Origin of the sequence: Pedobacter nyackensis (genome assembly GCF_032678475.1) — a bacterium.
In the GTDB taxonomy this organism is placed as follows: domain Bacteria; phylum Bacteroidota; class Bacteroidia; order Sphingobacteriales; family Sphingobacteriaceae; genus Pedobacter; species Pedobacter nyackensis_A.
Window position 1 is genome coordinate 1,502,691 of sequence record NZ_JAVTSF010000001.1, and the last position, 23,184, is coordinate 1,525,874.

General features: G+C 39.2%; 16 protein-coding genes. 2 read left to right on the forward strand and 14 right to left on the reverse strand.

Annotated elements, in window-relative coordinates; genetic code table 11:
* Window positions 1–11 precede the first annotated feature (11 nt).
* The 7 genes from R2Q84_RS06080 to R2Q84_RS06110 form a co-directional block, all read right to left on the reverse strand.
* Complete coding sequence (locus R2Q84_RS06080) at window positions 12–3,584, reverse strand: TonB-dependent receptor (RefSeq protein WP_316815639.1); 3,573 nt, start codon at window positions 3,582–3,584, stop codon at window positions 12–14.
* A 155-nt stretch (window positions 3,585–3,739) separates the two neighbouring features.
* The gene (locus tag R2Q84_RS06085; RefSeq protein ID WP_316815640.1) at window positions 3,740–4,786 is read right to left on the reverse strand and encodes a FecR family protein; all 1,047 of its coding nucleotides are present in this window, start codon (window positions 4,784–4,786) and stop codon (window positions 3,740–3,742) included.
* Window positions 4,787–4,857: 71 nt separating this feature from the next.
* On the reverse strand, window positions 4,858–5,439 hold the full coding sequence (locus tag R2Q84_RS06090; RefSeq protein WP_316815641.1) for an RNA polymerase sigma factor: 582 nt from the start codon (window positions 5,437–5,439) through the stop codon (window positions 4,858–4,860).
* 138 nt (window positions 5,440–5,577) lie between these two features.
* Window positions 5,578–8,343, reverse strand: coding sequence for a beta-sandwich domain-containing protein (locus tag R2Q84_RS06095; protein ID WP_316815642.1), 2,766 nt, complete (start codon window positions 8,341–8,343; stop codon window positions 5,578–5,580).
* Between the two features lie 55 nt (window positions 8,344–8,398).
* The gene (locus R2Q84_RS06100; protein WP_316815643.1) at window positions 8,399–9,274 is read right to left on the reverse strand and encodes a hypothetical protein; all 876 of its coding nucleotides are present in this window, start codon (window positions 9,272–9,274) and stop codon (window positions 8,399–8,401) included.
* A 214-nt stretch (window positions 9,275–9,488) separates the two neighbouring features.
* Complete coding sequence (locus tag R2Q84_RS06105; protein WP_316815644.1) at window positions 9,489–10,508, reverse strand: cytochrome d ubiquinol oxidase subunit II; 1,020 nt, start codon at window positions 10,506–10,508, stop codon at window positions 9,489–9,491.
* Window positions 10,505–11,839: a cytochrome ubiquinol oxidase subunit I gene (locus R2Q84_RS06110; protein WP_316815645.1), complete on the reverse strand. Its 1,335-nt coding sequence runs from the start codon at window positions 11,837–11,839 to the stop codon at window positions 10,505–10,507. Before R2Q84_RS06110 ends, R2Q84_RS06105 begins: the two co-directional genes overlap by 4 nt.
* A 140-nt stretch (window positions 11,840–11,979) precedes the next feature.
* On the opposite strand from R2Q84_RS06110, the gene R2Q84_RS06115 reads away from it, so the two are divergent.
* Window positions 11,980–12,783: a hypothetical protein gene (locus tag R2Q84_RS06115; protein ID WP_316815646.1), complete on the forward strand. Its 804-nt coding sequence runs from the start codon at window positions 11,980–11,982 to the stop codon at window positions 12,781–12,783.
* Here the strand turns inward: R2Q84_RS06115 and R2Q84_RS06120 are convergent.
* The gene (locus R2Q84_RS06120; protein WP_316815647.1) at window positions 12,780–15,371 is read right to left on the reverse strand and encodes a M1 family aminopeptidase; all 2,592 of its coding nucleotides are present in this window, start codon (window positions 15,369–15,371) and stop codon (window positions 12,780–12,782) included. The two genes, R2Q84_RS06115 and R2Q84_RS06120, sit on opposite strands and share 4 nt — an antisense overlap.
* A 160-nt stretch (window positions 15,372–15,531) precedes the next feature.
* Here R2Q84_RS06120 and R2Q84_RS06125 point away from each other — a divergent pair, with 160 nt between their 5' ends.
* A complete protein-coding gene (locus R2Q84_RS06125) occupies window positions 15,532–16,380 on the forward strand; it encodes a DUF2911 domain-containing protein (protein ID WP_316815648.1) in 849 nt (282 codons plus the stop codon).
* A 63-nt stretch (window positions 16,381–16,443) separates the two neighbouring features.
* On the opposite strand, the gene R2Q84_RS06130 is transcribed toward R2Q84_RS06125, so the two are convergent.
* The 6 genes from R2Q84_RS06130 to R2Q84_RS06155 form a co-directional block, all read right to left on the reverse strand.
* Window positions 16,444–16,665 carry a hypothetical protein gene (locus R2Q84_RS06130; RefSeq protein ID WP_316815649.1) on the reverse strand — a complete coding sequence of 74 codons (222 nt, stop codon included), beginning with the start codon at window positions 16,663–16,665 and terminating at the stop codon, window positions 16,444–16,446.
* Between the two features lie 313 nt (window positions 16,666–16,978).
* A complete protein-coding gene (locus R2Q84_RS06135; RefSeq protein WP_316815950.1) occupies window positions 16,979–18,688 on the reverse strand; it encodes a sodium:solute symporter in 1,710 nt (569 codons plus the stop codon).
* A 162-nt stretch (window positions 18,689–18,850) separates the two neighbouring features.
* A complete protein-coding gene (locus R2Q84_RS06140) occupies window positions 18,851–21,289 on the reverse strand; it encodes a PIG-L family deacetylase (protein ID WP_316815650.1) in 2,439 nt (812 codons plus the stop codon).
* 130 nt (window positions 21,290–21,419) lie between these two features.
* Window positions 21,420–22,022, reverse strand: a complete 603-nt coding sequence (locus R2Q84_RS06145; RefSeq protein ID WP_316815651.1) for a hypothetical protein — start codon at window positions 22,020–22,022, stop codon at window positions 21,420–21,422.
* A 38-nt stretch (window positions 22,023–22,060) separates the two neighbouring features.
* Complete coding sequence (locus R2Q84_RS06150) at window positions 22,061–22,492, reverse strand: DoxX family protein (protein ID WP_316815652.1); 432 nt, start codon at window positions 22,490–22,492, stop codon at window positions 22,061–22,063.
* Window positions 22,493–22,556: 64 nt separating this feature from the next.
* The gene (locus R2Q84_RS06155) at window positions 22,557–23,159 is read right to left on the reverse strand and encodes a TetR/AcrR family transcriptional regulator (protein WP_316815653.1); all 603 of its coding nucleotides are present in this window, start codon (window positions 23,157–23,159) and stop codon (window positions 22,557–22,559) included.
* Window positions 23,160–23,184: the final 25 nt, after the last annotated feature.

Genomic DNA, 23,184 nt, shown 5'->3' on the forward strand with positions numbered 1-23,184 from the left:
AGTTCAAATAATTAAAAATGTAAGTTTAAACCTAACAGAAACGTACGCTGACTTGGATAAGATCCGTCATCTATACCATAGGCAGTTTGTCCCCCGGCCTCATCGTCATTATCGCTTGAAATGCCGATTTCCGGATCAACCCCAGAATATTTAGTAATCGTGAACAGATTCGCAGCGGAAAGATAAACCCTTAGCCTGCCTACGCCTAACTTCTGTAGCTTACCTGGAGGTAAAGTATAGCCAATCTGTGCATTTTTCAATCTCAGATAGGATCCCTTTTCAACAAAATAAGAGTTAGGAACGCTATTGGTACTGAACGACTGTGCTGTTTCCTGGATCGGAGCTTTCGCGTTCATGCGCGTAGGTGTCCATGAATCGTAAAGCGCTGTACGACTTTTCGCACCATCAAATGAAGGCATAAAATCGGTCCACCATTTCACCTGGTTCCAGATAGAATTCCCCTGAACACCATAAAAGAAAACACTAAAATCAAATGCCTTGTAACTCAATCCCAGATTTAGCCCATAACTAAAATTAGGATTCGCATTCCCTAAAAAAGTACGGTCATCCCCCGTAATTCTACCATCTCCGTTAACATCGGCATATTTAAAACGTCCAAGGCCGATATCATTCTGATAAATAGCCGTTGGATCACTAGTTGCAGCACGTGCAATTACATTCGCTGCTTCAATTTCATCTTCAGAATTCCAGAAACCGGCTACTTTATACCCGAAAAACTCACTAACCGACCTCCCTACTGCATTCCTTATGATGTTACTACCATCGAACCTGCGTGCATCAATTTCATAATAGTTTGCGTCAGCAGAAATCTTCTGGATTTCATTACGATAAGTAGTAATGGTAGCAGTCGCGTTCAATTTAATATCCTTACTCAAAAAAGTATTTCCGGATATTGAAATATCAAAGCCATCATTTTTCATCTGACCAATGTTCACAAAAGGTACCGTTGCTCCACCTATCGTACCAATCATTTCCGGATTATACAGAAGGTCACGGATATTTTTACGATAGTAATCTGCCGACACTTCTAGTTTTCCGCCCCATAAAGTAGCATCAAATCCTATGTTTGCATTGATGTTTTTCTCCCACTTCGCACCAGGATTTCCAATCTGGTCCTGGTAAAATCCTGCGAGTATATTGTTCCCTCCGTTTATAGCATAATAGGATTGGCCTATTGCACTGCCAAACGTACTGAATGAATTTCCTCCGGTAACATTAAGCTGATTGCCCATAATCCCCCAACCACCTCTTAATTTCAGATCTGTGATCCAGCTAACATCAGATAAAAAGCCTTCTTTTGAGATCCGCCAACCGGCACTTACTGCCGGAAACCAACCATATACGTTCTCTAAAAATTTTGACGAGCCATCTCTTCTGATTGTGGCCCCTAACAGATATTTATCATCAAAACTGTAATCCACCCTTCCGATCAACGAGAACAAGGCATCAGCAGTCCTCGAACTGGATGTCTCCATTGGCCCACTACCAGTCGATAAGTTGGTATAATCCGGATCAAATGAAAAATATCCTTTGTTAGTACCAGTCATAGTACTGTACCGGTTTTTAAAATATTCTGTACCCGCCAGCACTTTTAAACTATGCTTGTCAAAAGTTTTGTTAAAAGTCAGCGTATTTGTCCACACATATTCCAGTCCAGTATAGGAGGTTTCTGTATAGCTGTTATTGGTATTATTTTCTGCATTTTCATATTGAGGGTACACAAATGCATGTGACGAGCCAGAATATGAATCTCCACCAAACGAGGTCCGGAAAGTCAGCGAACCAAGAAAATCGGCCTCAGCAAAAACATTCCCGAACAACCTGTTATCACTAGCCCTATCATCTTTGGTACGTTGTAACATGGCAACGGGATTAAAGGCATCGCCGAGCTGACCGCCATATCCGCCTGCAAAATTTCCCATAATATCATAAACTGGTATAATGGGCTGTTCACGAAAGGCATGACCGATGGCATTATCTCCGCTCAAACCTCCTATCTGAGGGTTGTTTGTTATCGTATATGCAAGGTTTTCCCCTATTCGGATGTGTTTTCCAATATTGTATTGTGTATTTGATCTAAGTGTATATCTTTTTAAATAAGTTTCGGCTAAAGTTCCTTGCTGATTAAAATAGTTAGCCGAGAAAAGATAATTCCCCTGATCAGAGCCACCACTAACTGAGATATTCTGACTGTTAATGGGCGCCGGACTAAAGATCTCTTCATACCAATTGGTTCCGGCTTTATTTGCCCTATTTATTCGGCGAAAATTATTGTACTCATCTACCGAGGTAAATAATGGCTTTAGGTAATAGTTTGAAGGATTTACCTCAGGATCTCCTTCTTTAGCTTTTAAAGGGTAAATATAATCAGGCAACACATAGGTTGGCCCATCACCATATAAAGGATCATCAAACTCCTCAGCACCAGAATTTGTTTCTGCCAGTCTTTTCAGATCAGCCATTTCCTGTGGAGAAAGGATATCCCATACATTACCTTTTTTTGGTCGTTGAGTACCATAATAAGCATCATATTTTACGCTTACTTTTTCTTTCCCTTTCCGAGTCGTGATAACAATAACGCCATTTGCTGCTCTTGATCCGTAAATTGAAGCCGCACCTGCATCCTTAAGCACCTGCATAGATTCAATATCGTTCGGATTGATATCAGCAACGTTTAATGTAGGCACACCATCCACTACATAAAGTGGATTATTGTTACCGAATGTATTCACCCCCCGTATACGAACCTGTGGTTCTTCCCCCGGTTGTCCGGAGCCCAGAATCGTTACACCAGAAGCCTGCCCCTGTAGTAAATTATTAACGGAAGCACTAGGCTGTTTGATCATCTCTGATACGTTTACCACAGAGACTGCACCGGTAAGGTCTTTCTTCTTTTGAGTAGAATACCCCATTACCACAACTTCCCCTAAAGAAGTTTCCTCACCGATAAGTTGCACGTTTAACAGGCTCTGACCATTAACTGCAATTTCTTTTCGGACAAAACCGATGTAGGAAAAAATCAGGACAGCACTTCCGTCCGGCACATTGATCACATAATTTCCATTGGCATCCGTAATGGCCGTTGTTGTACTTCCTTTTACCTTTACACTAACACCAGGCAAGGTTTCGCCCTTACTGTTGCTTACTTTTCCCTTAACTGGGAATTGTATCTTCTCTAAGTCAGATTGATGGTTCTTTTTTGAGGTCTTATCATATAGAATGATTCGGTTATCAATCACCTTATAAAATATGCTAAGTGGATTAAGGGTTTCGTCAAGAATATCGCCAAGCCGCTTCTTAACATAGTTTGCAGATGTCTTCCGTTCGGCTCCGATTACCGAGGGGCTATAGATAAATTTAACTTTTGTTTTAGACTGGATATCTTTTAAGATCTCTGTTATTTTGCCCTTATTGATACTGATCGAAATTTCCTTATTCAGTATCTCCTGAGCACCGGCATTTTTTGCTGCAGCACTACAAGTAAACAGAATTACAAGAAATATTTGGGCTATAGATAATCTCATTGCTATTTTTATTAAAGCAACAAATCGCTTTTTTTTCATAACTTTAGAAGTTTTGTTCGTTAATGTGAAACTTTTCGTACAGAATTCTTTAACTGGCAATGTCCCGCAACATTGTCAGTTTTTTTTTGAGATTTGGTTAGTAAAATTCTTTTCTTTTCATACGTTGGTTAGGTTTTAAGGTTAGTTGATTGTATTTATTCTTTTGTCGAAATAATAATTTTTGTGCCTTTTACAGAATAACTGGCTTTAATGGATTCGCATAAGAAATCCAGCTGACTATACAGGTTTTGTTCCGATAAATCACCGGTGAATGTGTAATTGTATAATTCTTTATTATCTACGATGAACTCAATGCCATAGGATTTCTGCAATTGCCCCAGTACATCTGCTACAGGCGTATCATTAAAGACATAACTTTCTTTTACTTGGGCTTTTGGAGTCTTTAGGTCAATAGATAATGGCTGATCAACCAAACTTGTCGCGAATGTATTATCGATCGCATTATACACTGTTTTCTGGTTCGGTGTCAGTACTACGCCATCATCAGATTTCAAAAGGTCCTTAATGTTAAGTTTGCTGGAATTAGGTGAAACGATTACTTTTCCAGTTTTAACAATTACCTCTGTTTTATTGTGCGCTGTTTTTACAATAAAGCTGGTTCCTACAACCCTTGTAATTACATTCTTATTATATACCAGGAATGGTTTCAATGGATTTTTACTGATCTCGAAAAAACCTTCCCCTTCAAGCGAAACTTCGCGTAAAGAATCCGAAAAATGTATTGGGTATTTCAATACCGCCTTTGGCTGAAGCGTCACCAGACTACCATCTTCAAGTTTAATCGTTACCGGCTTCTGATCAGCGTTGATATATTGCTTAACATCATTTGACAGCACAAAGCTCTTTAATTCCGATTTGCTTCCATTATTCACAAAAAACAGGTAACCAACCGTCAATACCAGTCCTGCAAGTACCGCAGCAGCAGAAAACCGAAGCATACGAGAGAACCTAACAATTGGTTTAAGGTCAGTTACCAGCACTTCGTGCTGATCTGGAATAACCTCCCCGTGTATCCTTTCCCATAGCTTTTCCTCCAACGCATTTATTTCCGCTGTACCCGCATCTTGTATATCTTGCTTATCCAGCATTCCATACCACTTTTTAACAATCTCTTTTTCTTCATCTGTACACCTGTTCTCCAGGTATCTTTCCAACAATAGATGAAATGCTTCTCTGCTCATTTTTATAGCTTTTGAACTATAAGTAAGCTAAGTAAGTCCTATCCCTAAAAAAAAATTAAAAAAAATGAAATTTATGAAAACAGTATAAACAGCAGCACCAGAAAAAGGTACTCTTTGAGGTAAAGGCGGATAGACTTTAGCGACTGGGTAATATGGTATTCAACAGCCTTTTCGGAAATATTAAGCTGTTCAGAAATGTCTTTTATTGAACGATGTTCCATCCTGCTCATTCTAAATACTTCAGCAGTTTTTTTAGGCAACAAAGCAATTCCTTTAGCTAAAGCCTCCGAAAGCTCGTTCAGCATTAAAAGATAATCGGCATTATTTACAACCCCGAAATTATTAGATGCCTTGATATAATTGTGATAATTTTCCTGAACGAGCAAAGATTTGTAATGATTGATGATGCTGTATCGTAAACTCCCAAACAGGTATGCGCCCAGCGTATGGATGGCGAGTGTTGCCCTTCTTCTCCAAAGCTCAACAAACAAATTCTGTGTTAACTCTTCGGCCAGTTCTTTATGGTGTACTTTTCTATAGGCTACATGATATACCTGCCGCCAGTAACGAAGATATATTTCTTTAAACGCACGCTCGTCATCTCCTTTAAAAAGAACAATCAATTCATCGTCAGATAAGAGCTTATAATCCATGATCTTACAGGTACATAACACAAATTTAACAATATAATTGAAAGCGCCACATAAAAGTTACATTTGGAATATAATGCAAACACCCGATACAGTTTTGCTGTACCGGGTGTTTTATTGTTATAAAATATATTGGGTTACTTACATGAAACTTCCATCACCTCTGCGCATAATTCCTCTGCCGCCGCGCCCTTGTGCACCTGACCATTTTTGCAAGCGCATACTAAGCTTCAGCATAAAGTATCTGCTCGTAGGGTTTACTCTTGTATTCGTATAACCACCTTCTTCAAACTGCTCATACCTTAGGAAGTTATTCTGATTTAAAATGTCAAACGCCTGAAAAGTAATCTGACCTCTGCGGTTAAATAGTTGGCGTTCCAAACTTGCATTGATTACTAACGGGCTATTATTTGTGTTTCCGACTACCCCATCTATAAACTGCTTGCTACCACGGTACCCCAACATCCATACATCCCACAAATAGATCCTTCCATCTAAATTAAGAGAAAGCGTATTGACTGTATTATTAACAGTGTTCAATACCGAATTGTTAGATTTTTCAGTTCTATATCCTATATCCGCATTAATCTCAAACCAATCCGTAGGATTGATTTTCGGGCCAAAACGATGATCCAGTACGGTAATGTTAGTTGTATTCAAGATACCATCCCTCATACTTAGGTTATGGTTATAGCTCGCAGATCCGTTAAGCTGCAGGTTATATTTTCTGTTATTAAGCTGTTTACTGATGTTATAATTACCAGCCAATCTGTACACTCCACTAACGTTCAAAAAACGGGTTTCATTAATTTTACTTCCTGGTAGATCCGGGTCTGGGTTATCCACAGTCTGCACATTTCTGATTACCGCATTTTCCGTATAAGAACCATTTGCATTTAATGAAAAATTAAGCTTCGAATTTGCGATGTAATTATTATAATCTCCTCTTAAAGTATGCACAAAAGTAGCATGCAGATCAGGGTTACCAATAATCGGATTATTGGGGTTCGTAACATCCCTTACCGGCTGTATCTGATCAAAAGTTGGTTCTACCGCGTTCCCTGAATAGTTCAAAGACACTTTTTGTTGTCTGGTCCAGCGGTATTCAAATCTGGCAATAGGTATTAGGTTAAAACTACTCCTGTTTGTCGTTGTACCCAAACTTAATTTAGTACCAGATAGTAAAGCTGGCACACCTGTTAAACCGACAGAAAAACGAACTTTAGAGGTATTCGTCATTCCGTATCTAAAATTTAATGCAATCCTACCTTGTGTAAAGGAATAGTTATAGATATTACTTAATGAATCTACAATGCCGGAAAAGCCATCTTCTAAAATATCTCTTGTAGTCGCAGTATTATCATAACCATTATAATTCACCTGGGCATTCACTTCAAATTGAGTATTGACACCTAGAGGCTCCACATAAGTGAGACTTCCGCGATAATTATCACGCATGTTCTTGCGAGCGATAATCTGATTAGTTACCGAATCTATACCTTCCGGGTCAATTTCAGTATAAAAAGTTGTCCTGTTAAGTCGTTCCTGCACATTATCCTGATTATTCTTATTCAGATCTATCTGCGCAGAAAAATTCCTTCTGTATTTTTTAAATGTATGCTGATAAAAAGCAGAAATACCAAATTCAGGTGCTGTCCTGGAACTCAAACTACTTACGTTACGATACTGATCCAATCCAAGTGAAATGTCACTCGCCTTTTGATTTACTTCTGACCTATTGTTATTATTAGTAGAACCATACTTAAAACTTGGGATAACTTTAAGGTAATCGTTTGAGTCCAGGTTTATTTCAACTTCAAGTTTAAAATCATGATTGTTCGCTTTTTGCTGGCCACTGCTTGAACTGTTAGAAAACAATTGACCGTCACTGATATTACGCAATGACTCTGTCTCATTTACATTGTCCCCATTGGAATTAGTGAACTGATAATTCAAATTATATTCTATCTTTTTCCCAACTTTATCACGTAAACTAAATCTGGCATCGGCACTCTTGTTTGAACCGCTCAATGCATTGAGGTTGACTATGTCCCGGTAATTACCATTTATCCCCATCTGCTGATTTTCGTTAATCCGAGTCGTAAATACCCCAGCTTCCTTTCGTTCGTTACTACCACCAGCGGCATTCAAATTCATCATATTCCCTATCGACTTATCTGTCCTGGTGGTAATATTCAATACCTTTTGAGGATCGCCATCTTTAACTCCGGTCCGGGCTGCCTGATCACCATAATCATCTACAATCTGAATTTTATCAACGATCTCTGCCGGAAGGTTTTTAATCGCATTGGCGATATCACCCCCAAGGTATTCCTTACCATTCAGCTTAGCCTTGGCAACAGTTTCGCCTTGATGGACCAGGCTTCCGTCGTTACCGACTTCCATTCCTTCCATTTTCTTCAACAGTTCATCAACGGTCGCATTTTGTCTAACCACATAATCGCTCGCTTTGTATTCTACCGTATCAGTCTTATAAGTAATGGATGGAGTACCACTAATTACCACTTCATTTAAAGTGTTTTTTTGCTCTTTCAGGAAAATCGGATCCATCACAATCCGGGGTATCATGTCGTTTTGTTTAAAACGCATAACCGGGGATTTCTCATAACCTATACTCTGAATAACAAGCGTATAAGTTGCAGACTTTACATCTTTAAAGATAAAAATCCCATCGTTATTGGTCGATGTTTTTAAGGTATCCTTATCGGATGTAAGACTAACTGTTGCACCGATTACCCCCAAATCTGTACTGTCTTTAACAATACCGCTGATTTGTCTCGTAGGTAGTGGTGGAGGTGTTTCTTTCTTAGCAGGTTCCTGGGAAAACACCTCGGAAAAGCTAAGCGCCGTCAAAAATATGACCGCCAGTGTTTTTAAATAATTCATTTGTGTGTGTATGGATTGGGTTTGTTTGTGTGTGTTTCTTTACCCCTGGAGATATCTATTTTTTTGCGAGGGTATATTTTCCCCAAAAATCGGTAGGGCTTAACATGGCCTGGAAATCAAAACCTCCATGACCACCACCGCCAAAGCCTCCGCGACCGCCACCACCGCCGCCGCCACGGCCACCAAAACCTCCGCCATCAAGGCCTGGCATTTGTAAACCATTAAGCTTAATGTTATAAGCAAATTCTTTTGGTGCGTCTACCGAAATACCTAAGGCCTCCAATGGAATCGCTACTTCATAAAAAAAAACATTATCCTTATCGATATTGGCAAATGCTTTTATACCATATTCGTTGTAAATAGATACCAGTGTATCGGTTGTATTTTTAAATCCGCTTATTCTAATCTCTTTAGCGCTTGCCAATTGTGTTTTTTGTCGCACAACCATAAAGGAATCTCTTTGTTTTGCTCCCTGAGGGCCACCTCCCATAGCCATAGTCATTCCCATAGCCCTACGGCCACCTCCCCCGTTACCGCCGCCGCCACGACCGCCAAATCCTTGACCTCTGCCACTATTTGATGCAAGCGGATAAGTTAAAGTTATACTCTCCTTTTCCTTCTTTTTACCATCCGGATTCACTGAAAAAGTGATTCCACCCATCATAATTTTTGAGTTGTTGGACACATCCGCAGATTTAATGATCAGGTAAAGGTTCTTATCATCATTACTGACAATATAAGAAAGACTCGTCCGCTTATTTACAGAGAAGTCGGTGTCCTTCCACTCAAAGTTCTTGCCGTCGATTTTAACTGCGTGAGAAGCGAATATGCTAACTTCCTGTAAGTCCTTCGCCTTTTGAGCCTGGGCAACTGAGCCTAAACCGGCAAACATGACAGTACAAAATGTAATTTTTAAGAATCCAGATTTCATAATTGGTGTTTTAAGTGCAACATCAGGTTTAAGACTTGATAAATTGCTTTAGGTTTAATTTAAACACCACGAATTAAATACAAAATCTAATCTATTGCCTATTGTTCTCTTATTTTGTTACACAAACGTCCAATTTTCAGGAATTACATCCATTATTTTCAGAAGTATATACGTTACTTTTTTATGGGTATAAAGCAACCATCAGCTAATTTCATTAATGATCTGTCAATATATTTCTGGGCTTTTGAAAAATATAAATCAAATAAACCAAAGCAGGTAAAATAAACAAGCTACCAATCAACAGGGCATAGCCCAAAGTCTCAATAGTCTTAGCTTGTCCCTGATGCGCAAGTAGAGAAAGGTTGTCTCCATTTTTAAGCAGTACAATATCCGGAAAATGCGAATAAGTAGCTGCAAACAAAATCATTGTCACCTGGAAACCAGCAAGTAAACGTAACAATATCGGCTTATTATTATTCAATGCATAAAACATAACAATCAACGATAAGCTTGCAGCAATAATAGCGATCAGCCCAGGCACATCACCAAATATCCAGGTTGCCAATGGAACATGTTCTACCCCAGCGGCAATAAAAACCAAAGCACCGCAGCCCATTACAATAAAGATAGTGCGTTTTGCTTTTCCTATAAAATGCACCCTGTCGCCCTCGTCGTCAGTCTGCCCAATAATAAAAATCGTAGCAAGGAAAGCACATATACTCACCGTAAAAATACCCACGGCTACAGAGAACCAATTGAGCCAGCTAAAAATAAATGCCGATAAAAAATCATTGGCTTGTGGATCAATCTGTCCGGAAACAGCACTCCCAGCTATAATACCAAGAAAAAAAGGTGTAATTAAACTTGAATAAACAAAAATAGGTGTGTATACCTTTTGCATATCATCTTTTACAGCATCATAATTCCTGAATACAAAGGCTGTCCCCCTTGCAATAATCCCCAACAGCATACATACCAGTGGAATGTGCAGGTAAACGGAGATGGTTGTATAAATCTTTGGGAATCCCACAAAAAGGATCACGACCGCAATAATCAACCACATATGGTTGGCTTCCCAAATTGGACCTATGGCTTTATACATGGTTTTACGGGTTTTGGCCCTATTGCTTTTAGCCGTCATCAATTCAATAATACCCGCACCAAAATCAGCCCCTCCAAGCAGGATATACAACAAAATAGCGGTCCAAAGGAAAACGATAACTACATAAATCATAACGACTGGTCTTTTGAAGGATTTTCGGAATCATACAAGGTATCCACCATAGTAATCTGGCGGAACAACAATAAACATACAATGATCGACAGCGATATGTATACCGCTGTAAACAGGTAAAAGGAATAGGCTATACCAGGCATGGGGGTTACTGCATCGGCGGTACGCATCACCCCACGGATGATCCAGGGTTGTCGCCCAACTTCCGTTACTGTCCAGCCAGCTTCAAGGGCAATAAAGCCTAAAGGAGTGGCTATGACAAACAGTTTAAGTAACCAGCGACTGTTCAGCCATTGTTTTTTCTTCCACAAAGCAACAAAGTACAAAATGGCAATTAGCACCATAGCCATCCCCAGTCCTACCATAATCTGAAAAGCATAATGTGTGATGGCTACCGGTGGCTGCTCATCCTTAGGCACACTATCCAATCCTTTCACTTCCCCGTTAAAATCACCCGTTGCCATAAAACTAAGCAACCCCGGAATTCTAAGCGCGTAATCAACTTTCTTATTGGCTGTATCAGGAATTCCGCCGATAATCAATGGCGCATTACGTTCTGTATGAAAATGAGCTTCCATTGCAGCCAGCTTTTCAGGTTGTCGTTTCGCAACATCTTTGGCCGAAATATCACCACTTATGGGTTGTAAACAAGCTGCTACCGTACCAAACACAGCCGCAATTTTAAATGCTGTGCTATGGAACTTAATATTTTTCCCTTTAAGGATCATGAGCGCATGAACACCGGCAACGGCAAATCCTGTCGACACAAAAGCTGCCACACACATATGTAGGGCTTGTGAAAACCACGCATCATTAAACATAGCTTTTACCGGATCGATATTTAAATACTGTCCGTCAATGTAATCGAAACCTGCCGGACTGTTCATCCAGGCATTTGCAGCCACCACCAGTATTCCCGAAAGTAAGCCACTTATGCCTACCACCACTCCTGTTGCCCAATGAAACCATGGGTTAATCCGGTTCCAGCCATACAGGTAAAAGCCAAGTGCTATTGCTTCTATAAAAAATGCCGTTCCTTCTAATGAAAACGGCATTCCAAATATAGGGCCTGCATGTTCCATAAATTTAGGCCAGAGCAAGCCGAGTTCAAATGACAATACCGTACCCGAAACTGCCCCGGTAGCAAAGAAAATAGCAACACCTTTACTCCAGGCTTTGGTAACATCTCTGTAAACTACTTTTTTCGTCTTCAACCAATAAAAATGAGCAACAGTCATAAAAAAGGGCATCACCATACCTATACAGGCAAAAACAATGTGGAAGCCTAGGGAGAAAGCCATTTGAAGGCGGGCAGCTAAAAAATCGTCCATATAATAAACGTTATGTGCTATAAAGAAATCGTTCCGTAAAAGTAAGGCTTATAATAATGGGAAAATATGATTATTAATAAAATAATTCTAATTACGTTCACCAGCATACAGTATAAATGTCAACGTAAATAAACAGGACTATGAAACGTTTAAAATCTACACATTTATTAATGCTCTCCGTATTGCTAGTGGTATTCGCATGTAAAAAGGCAAAAAATCTTAAAATAGACGAAACACCTCCCCCGAAGCCTAGTGCCCCCAAAACTTATGTCCCTGTCAAATTTGAAACAGCAGGATCTAGCCTTATTCTAAAATATAAAGATCTGACCTCTTTACTCAGCGAAATTGCCGATGCAAACGGTAATAAAACTGTATTCACCTATACACAGGAACGACAGCCTTTCAAATTAGAAAAATACAGAAATGAAAAGCTGTTTTATGTGGTTTACTATGAGCAGTCGGATAAAAAAACAACAAGTAAAGCCAGAGCATTTGGTTACAATGTGATGGGGGTATTCACTCCGGTTAACGTCTATACACTGACAAACAACGATCAACAGAAAATCAAGCAGTTAGACTACTATGATTTAGACAACAAGCTGACCAACACTTATTCACTTTTCTATTCGGCTTCTGGGAATTTATCGGAGATGAATGCAAGGGCACACCCAGGCTCAACAACAATGACCACATATACTTTTGATCAGCAAAAAGGAATCAGCCGCTACATCAGTCATAGCGAACTATTCGCTTTCGAATCCGAACATTGGTTCTTCCTGTGCCCGGGCAACAACATTTTGAATGTCATGAACGAAAAAACACCACAGAAAAACATCAGTGTCAAATACGAATACAATGAAAACGGATATCCATCAACTGCGATTATAACCAGTAACGACCGTACTCAAAACATAAAAATAACTTACAAGCAACTGGAAACCTAAAATTTCAACAGCTTTTGTGCCCGGAACAGGTTATCTGCAGTCTGTAATATCTTTGCTTTTAACTTAGGATTATAGTTAGGATGTTTTTCAATAAAAGTCCTAACTATCCCTGCAGCTTCTGCGCTTTGATAATAGCCCAGGGTGGCTTGCAACCAACTCTGTGGAAAAAATATATCCCCTGTCACTTGAATTTCTTCCAGCAGATCCAGGCTTTTCGCCAGGTATTTTACGGATGTGGATTGTCGTAAAGGATGATGCAAGTAATACAGTGCTACGCCAACATTAGATTCTTTTTCACGATTGGCTTTCAGTTCTAAACTTTTAAAAAACAGATCCCTTTCCATCACATCAGCAGAAAGCGCAGGCACAATAAATTCAAACCTTTTCTTTCTGTCAGGATTATTAATACGCAGGAGCTGTTCGCCCAAAACAGCTGCATTCGCTACATCCTCAGCAGACTTTGTTCCGTTTGCTCTTAATGCAATCGAAAAAGCAAGCGCAGTATAATCGTCTTCTGAAAGCTTTACACCCTGAGGGGCTTTTTGTGTCTTCCAGATTTCATACAAACGGCTGTTCGCGGCTTTGGTTAAAAAAATGTCCTGGTAAGTCTTAAAAAGTAACTTCTTAACATTAGATTCCTGCTGCTCCTCCATCGCAGTCCATACCTTTGCTTCTATTAATCCACTTAACCTTTCTCTACTTTGTTTTTCGATAAATTCCCAGTAAATAGTCCCAATATAACTGCTGATCAATTTAATATTCAATTCCTCTTTTTCCTTACTCAAACCTTCCAAAAGTAGAGTTAACAATGCCTCTGGTTTTATACCTCTGCCGTTCAGCATATTTTCATACAGTGCAATATATGCCGCGGCACGGTTTAAAGGCTTATCAATCTGGTACAAATGATCAAACATATCCTGATCAACCGGCCATAAACCATACCCTTGTCCGGATGAATTAAAAAGAACAAACAGAGGTACGTCCAGGCCAACAACTTCCTTAAGATCAACCTCAGCAGCATTTAAATTAACCGTTATTTCTTTACTATACCCTTCGTAATACAAAGTCAGCTCAAAAAACTGTGGCCAGATTCTCTTCCTACCATATTCGGCAGTTTGCTTAACAGTAAACCGACTGATTTTATTCTCTTTCTTTTCTATGCTATAATCTATTATAGGCCGACCAGGCTCATTCACCCATACTTTATTCCATTCCTGCAAATCAGCAGTGGCATACTTATCCAGAATACTAATCAAATCCGGCCACGATGCATTACTATTGGCAAATTTCTTAAGATACTCCCTTACGCCTTGCTGGAACTTTGCCTTTCCCATCAACCTTTCCAGCTGACGCATCATAATCGGAGATTTATGGTAAATGATATTGCCATACATTGAACCTGCATCCTTCAGGTTATCCAATTGCTGACGTATCGGGTTTGAACCGGTAGTTCGATCAACCCCATAGGCTGCCGGAAAATGATCCACTAAGAACTTTAAGTCAAACACTTCCTTACCAACACTTCCCTCCTCACTTTTATCCGCCATAAAATTGGCAAATACTTCTTTCATCCAAACATCGGTAAACCAGTTCATCGTTACCAGATCGCCAAACCACATGTGTGCAGTTTCGTGTGCAATCAGATGACTTCGTGAATTGAGTTGGTCTTTAGTAGCTGTACCATCTAAAAACAAAGCTGCTGCTTTATATTGTATGGCACCAACATGTTCCATTCCACCGAACTGAAAATCCGGGATTGCAGCAAAATCAAATTTTTGAAAGGGATACGGAATCGCTGTCCATTCTTCAAAATACTTTAGTGCATCGTTATGGATCTTAAAGATCTCACTCATACTATGTTTTATTTTCGCAGTATCGGTTTCACGGTATAAAAAATCTGCCTTTTGATCACCTACTTTTCCAAACTGTTGTTCAAATTTCCCAGCTACAAACGAAAACAGATAAGTACTTAAAGTATCCGATTTCAGGAATTGGTAGGTTTTTCGATCATCAGATACAACAGCATTTTTTAACGGTGCATTGGCTATCGCTTTCCAGCTGGCAGGTACTTTTAAGGTTAAATCATAGGTAGCTTTAATGTCAGGCTGATCAAAGCAAGGAAAAACAGTCCTGGCTCTATCTGGCACAAACAAAGTATACAGGTAATCAGCGTTACGGTTCAGTGCACCTTCGCCCGACTGGAACTCTATTTTTACCTCGTTAGCTCCTTTTTTCAAGTACTTTGCCGCAATCAACAGATGTTCTTTTTCATGCTGCACAGGCACAACCTTTCCATTCACGATCAACTTCCGAAGTTTTGCCTTATCTTCCTTAAAATCCAGCTGCAAAATGCGGTCATTTGTACTCAGGTTAAAACTCAAAATCTCCCATGCATTAATTCCTCTTGCCCGTTCCGCAGGAATATCAAATTCAAGCGAATAATTAACCTTAGTGACAATTGATTTTCTATACTGGGCAAGCTGTTTTGAAACACCGGTTTCTACTTGCTGTCCATTTACAATTTTAGGGGCAGAACACCAGATCAAAAGAGAGATGCTACTGAATAAGATATTACGAAAATTAACCATGGCAGCTAATTTAAGTATGATTTTCTAATTTCTTCGTCATGTTTCCTTTTATACTATTTTTTAATATAGAATACACAAACAGAAATGTAATTTAGTACCAGCAAAACTTACGATCGGGTAATTAAAAACCTGAGCAATATTTAATAACAAAAGCAATCATATGAAAACAACATTTAAAACAATGTTATTGTTAGCACTAACAGTAGCATTGAGCTCTGATCTTCAGGCACAAGGCTTAAAAATGCCACAAGCCAGTACAAGTCAGACTGTCAGCCAAAACTTTGGACTGGGAAAAATTACACTTAACTATTCACGTCCAAATGTAAAAGGTCGCAAAATTTTTGGTGCAATGGAACCTTATGGTGCTGTATGGCGTACCGGTGCAAACTCGGCAACCATTATCAGCTTTACCGATCCTGTGAAAATTGACGGGAAAGAATTACCTGCTGGAGAATACGGCTTATTTACCATTCCTGGTAAAAGCGAATGGACTGTAATTTTCAACAAAGGTTCAAAACAGTGGGGTTCTTACGAGTACAAAGAATCAGACGATGTATTAAGAGTTAAAGTTAAACCTATCAACTTAAAGGACAAAGTAGAAACTTTTACCATACAGTTTGCTGATGTATATCCTACCTCTGCAAAATTGCAGTTGATGTGGGAGAATACTGCCATAAATGTAGAGCTAACTACAGAAATTGATGCAACTGTAATGGCTAGCATCGATGAAGCGATGAAAGGTGATAAAAAACCATATTTCCAGGCTGCACAATATTACTTCTCAAATGGTAAAGATCTAAACAAAGCTTTGGAATGGGTTAATGCAGCTGAAGCAGCAGACGATAAAGCTCCATGGATAAAACTTTGGAAAGGACGTATTCAAATGAAAATGGGCGATAAAGCAGGAGCAGCTAAAACAGCAGAAGCAGGCTTAAAATCGGCTACAGAAATGAAAAATGCTGAATATGTACGTTTACACACTGAATTGCTAAAAGAGGCTAAGAAGTAAATAAATAGTGCTTAAAGCTTTAACAGAAGCGAATGTTATTAATCAACATTCGCTTCTTCTTTTTTATAGCACTTCAATTTCCTCCACTGTTAATCCTGTAGCAGTAGAAATGGTCTCTAAAGAAACCTTTTCAGCTTTCAACTTGAGCGCTATTGCTTTACGCTCTCTTTTCCTCGCTTTCCGAATTGTAACTCGGTTCTCAAATTCCGATTTTTTGCTTTTCAGGTATTCACTCATCCCTTCCGGAACTATGAGAACTATCCTTGTCGCTGTGTCTTTTTCCATTTTTTATTGATTAGATCTATTTCAACAAACGTAATAAGGCTGCAAAGCAAAATCTTTACTTATCTGAAATTCAAGCGAAATCACGGATAAATTGCATTTAACCTATATAAAATAATGTAGAGTAAAAAAGCAGTACAGGCTTTCAAAATTTTATTTCGCAATCGATTTAATTAAAAATCGACACAACAAATTAATAATCAATACGATACATCAATCAGATTTAGGTTCGGTCTGGGACAAGCAGGTAGATCGTAGGTACCCTGATTAAAGCAGAGCGCATAAATAACCCCACAAACAACTGACCACTAGAAAATTACAAGTTTATTTGATTTTTCGTTTTACCTATATTGATAATCCGTTGCACAATTAGCGAAATCAACACCACTAATAAACATCCAATTACATTGAGCCATAAATAAGCGACCAAATCAGACCTTCCAAGAACAACAATAATGGTTTCCGTTAAAAGTGCTGCGATGAACACAGCTCTTCCGTTGACCTGTTTCACATAAAACGCCACAAGGAAAACACCCAATATAGTACCATAAATATAAGAGCCGAGTATGTTTACAGCTTCCAGCAGATTACCAATTTTACTGGCATACAAAGCCATTACAATACAAACCACTCCCCAGAATACCGTTGCGAGTCTCGATGCCTGAAGATATTCATGGTCTGAAGCATCTTTTTTAATCAGACGTTTATAAATATCAATAACCGTAGTTGAGGCCAGTGAGTTCAATGCGCTGGCAGTTGATCCCATTGAGGCCAGAAAAATAATAGCGATCAGCAGTCCGATCAATCCTCTCGGCAAATACTGCGTTACGAAACTTAAAAATATATAGTTGTTATCTTTTATATTCGCATCCGGATCGTTCTTTACCATTAAATCTGTCACTTCTTTTCTGATGGACTTTTCTTTCTCATCAGCTAGTTGTAATGCTATTCTTTGTTGATCAATAAATACTTTATCATTGGCATTCAACGCATCGTTCATCTTATTAACCTCAATCTGCTTTTCTTCAAACGCACGGTCATAGTCAACTTTAATCCTATCCAGTTCCGGAGCATACTTACTCTTCTCCAGTTTGTTCAATTCAAAGCTGTTAAAAAAAACAGGGGGACGATTGTATTGATAAAAAGCAAAAACAAGCACACCAATCAATAGAATTAAAAACTGCATTGGGATTTTAACAAGACCGTTCATTAACAGACCCAGGCGACTCTGACTAACAGATGCCCCCGACAAATAACGTCCAACCTGGCTTTGATCGGTTCCAAAGTAAGAGAGCTGTAAAAAGAACCCTCCGATTAATCCTGTCCACACTGTATACTGGTTGTTTAGATCAAGCTTAAAATCGATGGCATTTGTTCTCCCCATTTTGCCCGCGATACTGATCGCCCTGCCGAAGCCGATATCGCCAGGGAGTAGGTGTACCACCATTATTCCCGCAGCAAACAACCCACAAAAGATAATACTCATCTGCAACATCTGCGTATAAGAAACTGCTTTGGTACCACCATACACGGTATAAAATATGACCAAACTACCTATAAACAGTGTCGTATACGTGGTATTGATATTTAATATGGTCGATAAAATTATAGATGGTGCATAAATGGTAATTCCTGTGGAAAGTCCTCTTTGAATTAAAAACAGGAATGCTGTAAGCGCCCGGGTTTTTAAATCAAAGCGTTGCTCCAGATATTCATATGCTGTATAAACCTTTAAACGATGAAATATAGGTACGAAAGTGATACAAAGTACAATCATTGCCAGGGGCAGCCCCAGGTAAAATTGCACAAAACTCATTCCTGAAGAATAGGCCAGGCCAGGAGCTGATAAAAAGGTAATGGCACTGGCCTGGGTAGCCATGACCGACAAACATACATGATACCAGGGTAAAGACTGGTTACCCAGTAAATAACCTTGAATATTTTGTGCACCACGACTTTTATAAACGCCATAAACAACAATTACAACGAGTGTAATGATTAATACCGACCAATCTATAACACTCATCCGAAATACTTTGTAAAGGCGTAAAAAATTAAGATTAAAAATACCAGCCAGCCGATCAGCAAGCGGTAAAACTGCTTCCATGTTTTAACAAAAGGAGGCAGATCCTGTTCTTTGTCGGCCAATGGTTCTTTTTCTATCATATGCTAAAACCGTTATGGTTAACTATTTTTTGTGGGACAATAGATTCACAAACAAACGATATGCACCAGGGACACCTGCCGGAAGTTGTCTGAAAAAAGAAATGCCAGTATATACATATCTACCTTTACCGTAATCTGCAACAATCAGCGATCCTGTTTTAGCACTTTCTCCATTGTCGTTCATACTCAATATAGCTGTATATTTTTTATCCATATCACTGGTAAAATACAGGCCACGTTCCTGTATCCATCCATCAAAATCCTTGTCTGTAATTTTATTAGGGTAATTTAAAACAGGATGTTCTGGCGCCAGGACGCTTACTTTTGCATCTTCTTCCGTAACTCTGTCGCGTGACAACCTGAATGGATAGGGACCTAAATTTTCGATTTTCAAAGGTGAATTCACATTATACTGGATCACCAGGTTCCCTCCTTTTTCCACATACTTCATCAGTATCGGCTGCATGCTTTTAATCTGGTCGTTTACATTATATAACCTTACCCCTGCAACAATTGCATCAAAACCAGAAAGATCGGCACTTAGTACCTGCCCTTCGGTCAGATTAACCACCTCATAACCGATCTGCTTCAACGATTCCGGCATCAAATCACCGGCACCAGCAATATAGCCTATACGTTTTCCTGCAAATTTCAGATCTACTTTATCTAACCTGGCTTCGGCAAAAGGGAAAAGTGTTTGCACCGGAATATGCTCATAGTTAATTACACGCAAACCTTTATTATAGATTTTTCCATCGACAGTTGCATTGAGCAACAAACTTCCACCTGTTGTATTTCCTGCAGGTGTTATATTGAAAACAACGGACTGTTCATCTCCTTTTCCATCCAGGGTAAAATCAATTTTCTGCGGACTAACTTTCCATCCCGAAGGTACCTGAGGTTCAAGCACTCCGGTAGTGTTATCTTTAAAGCTTTTTAATACAATCGTAATGTTTTTAGCCTCATTTCCATTAAAAATAAATGCCTTTTCGGAAAGTGTAGCGGTTACCGGAGGCGCAATAACCAGAGGCTGATAAATTTCTCCACGAACCTGGTCGGTATATTTATACACCACGGGCCTTTTCTTTTCAATCAGCTGATCACCGATTTTGATTTTAAATATCGCCCCAACAGCAGGACCGTTCTCCGGCAATCCAATTTTTGATAATGAATCAACAACAAAGTATCCTAATGGATGTTGTTTTTCAAGCCAGTAAGGTTGTGCAATGCCAATGTTAGTTGTGGCAATTTCCTTATCCTGACTTACAAATTTATTAGGTAATAAGGCGAATGCAGCCCCACTATTGGTTTCCTCCATACTTATTGGTAATGAGAAGGCTGGGCTTACTCTTGCAATACCTTGCACCTTTACGTTTATAGGCTGTTTTAGTGCATATGAAGGATTTGTAGCCGCACTTTCGAACCAGATTCCGGCACACGCAAGAATAAGGTCATCTAACAGATCGTGTTTGAAGGCCTTTCCCTTTACAAAGGTTCTTAATTTCAACAATTTACCTACAGATTGCGAAGGATCGGCAGGGTTATATTCTTTATTGATTTCATTAAGTAATTGTTGTATAGCTGCAGTACCCGGTGTCCTCTTTAATGTAAAGTCGACACCATCAAATACATCATTATTTGCTTTTTCTCCTGCTACAGGTGTAAAATACTCGATTGAAGAACCGCGTTGTCTTGCTGCACCAAAACCCTGACTTCTGTGATTAGATCTGCTTTCTGCCGCTATCTCTCCATAACTTTTACCCAGTAGCGGATTGTATAGTCCCACATCGATCTTCATCTGATCATCAGCAGTTGTATTGTTACCGCCGAAGTTAAAGGTATTCCAAACAATACGTTTGGTTTTCCAGGGTTTTACGAAAGTCAGTTGTTCAGGAAATTGTTTAGGATCGGCAGCAGCAACAAATGCTTCACGTGCCAGAATTGCGGAACCCGAATGATGGCCATGCCCTGCACGTGCATCTTCCGGGAAGCGGGTAATGATAACATCGGGTTGAAATTTCCGGATCACCCAAACTACATCCGCAAGGATTTTATCCTTGTCCCATATTTTAAAGCTTTCTTCCGGATTTTTAGAGAAACCAAAATCATTCGCCCTGGTAAAGAACTGCTCTGCGCCATCCATACGGCGGGCAGCCAATAATTCCTGAGTACGGATTAATCCAAGTAACTCGGCCTGCTCGTTACCGATCAGGTTTTGCCCCCCATCGCCCCGGGTTAAGGATAAATAACCTGTTCTGACCTTTTTTTCTTTAGCCAGGTAACCTAATAAACGAGTATTTTCATCATCGGGATGTGCAGCGACATAAAGTACGCTCCCTGTAACATTTAAAGCTTCCAGGCCTTGTTTGATCTCGGCAGCGTTGAGTTGCTGCATATTTTGTGCCCTGGTAAAAAAGGGAATAATAGTCGTAAAAAGGAGCAGGGATAAACGAAACTTCATATTAAGATTTTAAATAACAATGTCAGAGAGTGCGGTTTATTACAACCTCCGAAAATAATTAAAAATCATTAATATGAAGTTTTAATTTTGGACTAAACTCCGTAACAATACTGCAAAAATACTACAGTTTTTATAGGAGAATTTTACTGCTTACTTCCTTATCTACAGTAATAAAGCCTGGATACTTAACTACAGTACCTCCTACTTTAATACTAGGTCTGATTTTAAGCGTTAGTATTCCTTTTTTTTCAGGGCCACCATTTTTTCCACTTTTAAGGAAATCCGTAATCTCTCCCATCACCTTACTATTGGAAACAAAAGGATAAACGTTAATTTCCATATCAACAGGTACTGTTGAGATTTGACCAGCACCAACGTTCAAAGCCTGGTTTACAAAACCGGTAGCTAGTTCCTGCCTGTTGATCAGGATCTTGTATTCAAATTCATTGATCGAAGCATCATTGCCTGTCGGATTTTTAACTTCCAGATTTAAACGAGCTCTTAAAGGCACATCCTTTCTGAGTAAACCAAGTGCTAAACCCGGCAAACTACCCAGGTTGATGTCCTGATTGGTAATCATTTTTTTCACATCAGCCCCACCCAGTGTAACCTGATCGGCCGATGTGATTCTATACGTACATTTTTCAAGGGCTTTAATCTGTTGCGCCTGTTTATTGATGCCACAACTTGATATAACGATAGCCGTAAGGCATAACAACAATATTTTCTTCATAACAGCTATAACGGTATTTGAGATAAAATAATATCTGCCTAGCGATTGCGACTATATAAACTTCTGCTGATCAACTGATCAATACTGTATTTCCCAGGACCAGAAACCAATAGAAAAACATAAGCCACCAGGAAATGTAATCCAAGTTCTTTCTTATCGAAACCATCCGGAGCATGCACAATAAATACAGCTACTATCATTGTAATGATCAACGGTATCGTGGCCAATCTTGTCGCAAAACCCAATAACAGAAAAATAGAACAGAAAAATTCTGCAAAAACTGCTAAATACAAAGAAGCCGCTGCACCTACGCCTATTGGATCACCAAATTGAATTTCACCACCTGCAGTAAGCCATCCCAATTTCTGATAACCGTGAACGATCATAAAAGAGGCAATACAAACACGTAATACAAGCAACATAAAATGAACTGCCTCATTGTTAAAATTGGTGTTAAATAGTTTTTTCATAAATAAATCTTTGTTTGATAATTGGTAAATATGGATAATTAAATATAATGAAATTGCACGTCAATCAGATCAACAGGGATTTGATAAATCCAGATATTGCATCTTGTAATATTCGCCGGTTCTCTTCAGTAGGCTTTCCATCATTTCGGATCATCTGAATCGAAACCAATCCATGAAGAATGGATAAATAGGTATGATATTTTAGAAAAAAATCAGCATCCGGGTTTGGACTAAGGTTGATCGTTTCCTGAATAGTTGAAATCATCACTGTGCTCATGTTCTTCATCTCTGCAATCTGATTCACCTTCTCGCAGGCAGGAATGCCCAGTCCAAACATCAACTGATAATATTCTTTATGTTCAAAAGCAAAATCCCAGTAAGCATGGGCTATGGCCTCCAGTTGTGCAGCAGGCTCCACATGTTGGGCTTTAACAAATTGCAGGGAATCGGCCAGCTTCTGAAAACCTTCTTTAGTAAACTCGAGCAATATAGCTTCTTTATTTTCGAAATGATTGTAAATAACGGGAACACTATATTCTATAGCATCGGCAATTTTGCGAATAGATAAAGACTGCCAGCCATCCGATAATACCTGGAGCCAGGCTGCTTCCAAAATACTCGCTCTGAATTCTTCTTTCTGTCTGATCTTACGTTCTGCAATCCCCATACGCTATATATTTTAGTTAACAGTG

What these genes read in the sequence shown, in the direction of transcription:
- R2Q84_RS06095 (WP_316815642.1), bottom strand. Translation starts at nt 8,343, where the DNA reads ATGAATTATTTAAAAACACTGGCGGTCATATTTTTGACGGCGCTTAGC.
- R2Q84_RS06110 (WP_316815645.1), bottom strand. Translation starts at nt 11,839, where the DNA reads ATGGACGATTTTTTAGCTGCCCGCCTTCAAATGGCTTTCTCCCTAGGC.
- R2Q84_RS06150 (WP_316815652.1), bottom strand. Translation starts at nt 22,492, where the DNA reads ATGAAAAAACTATTTAACACCAATTTTAACAATGAGGCAGTTCATTTT.
- R2Q84_RS06100 (WP_316815643.1), bottom strand. Translation starts at nt 9,274, where the DNA reads ATGAAATCTGGATTCTTAAAAATTACATTTTGTACTGTCATGTTTGCC.
- R2Q84_RS06115 (WP_316815646.1), top strand. Translation starts at nt 11,980, where the DNA reads ATGAAACGTTTAAAATCTACACATTTATTAATGCTCTCCGTATTGCTA.
- R2Q84_RS06085 (WP_316815640.1), bottom strand. Translation starts at nt 4,786, where the DNA reads ATGAGCAGAGAAGCATTTCATCTATTGTTGGAAAGATACCTGGAGAAC.
- R2Q84_RS06155 (WP_316815653.1), bottom strand. Translation starts at nt 23,159, where the DNA reads ATGGGGATTGCAGAACGTAAGATCAGACAGAAAGAAGAATTCAGAGCG.
- R2Q84_RS06145 (WP_316815651.1), bottom strand. Translation starts at nt 22,022, where the DNA reads ATGAAGAAAATATTGTTGTTATGCCTTACGGCTATCGTTATATCAAGT.
- R2Q84_RS06125 (WP_316815648.1), top strand. Translation starts at nt 15,532, where the DNA reads ATGAAAACAACATTTAAAACAATGTTATTGTTAGCACTAACAGTAGCA.
- R2Q84_RS06120 (WP_316815647.1), bottom strand. Translation starts at nt 15,371, where the DNA reads ATGGTTAATTTTCGTAATATCTTATTCAGTAGCATCTCTCTTTTGATC.
- R2Q84_RS06080 (WP_316815639.1), bottom strand. Translation starts at nt 3,584, where the DNA reads ATGAAAAAAAAGCGATTTGTTGCTTTAATAAAAATAGCAATGAGATTA.
- R2Q84_RS06140 (WP_316815650.1), bottom strand. Translation starts at nt 21,289, where the DNA reads ATGAAGTTTCGTTTATCCCTGCTCCTTTTTACGACTATTATTCCCTTT.
- R2Q84_RS06090 (WP_316815641.1), bottom strand. Translation starts at nt 5,439, where the DNA reads ATGGATTATAAGCTCTTATCTGACGATGAATTGATTGTTCTTTTTAAA.
- R2Q84_RS06105 (WP_316815644.1), bottom strand. Translation starts at nt 10,508, where the DNA reads ATGATTTATGTAGTTATCGTTTTCCTTTGGACCGCTATTTTGTTGTAT.
- R2Q84_RS06135 (WP_316815950.1), bottom strand. Translation starts at nt 18,688, where the DNA reads ATGAGTGTTATAGATTGGTCGGTATTAATCATTACACTCGTTGTAATT.
- R2Q84_RS06130 (WP_316815649.1), bottom strand. Translation starts at nt 16,665, where the DNA reads ATGGAAAAAGACACAGCGACAAGGATAGTTCTCATAGTTCCGGAAGGG.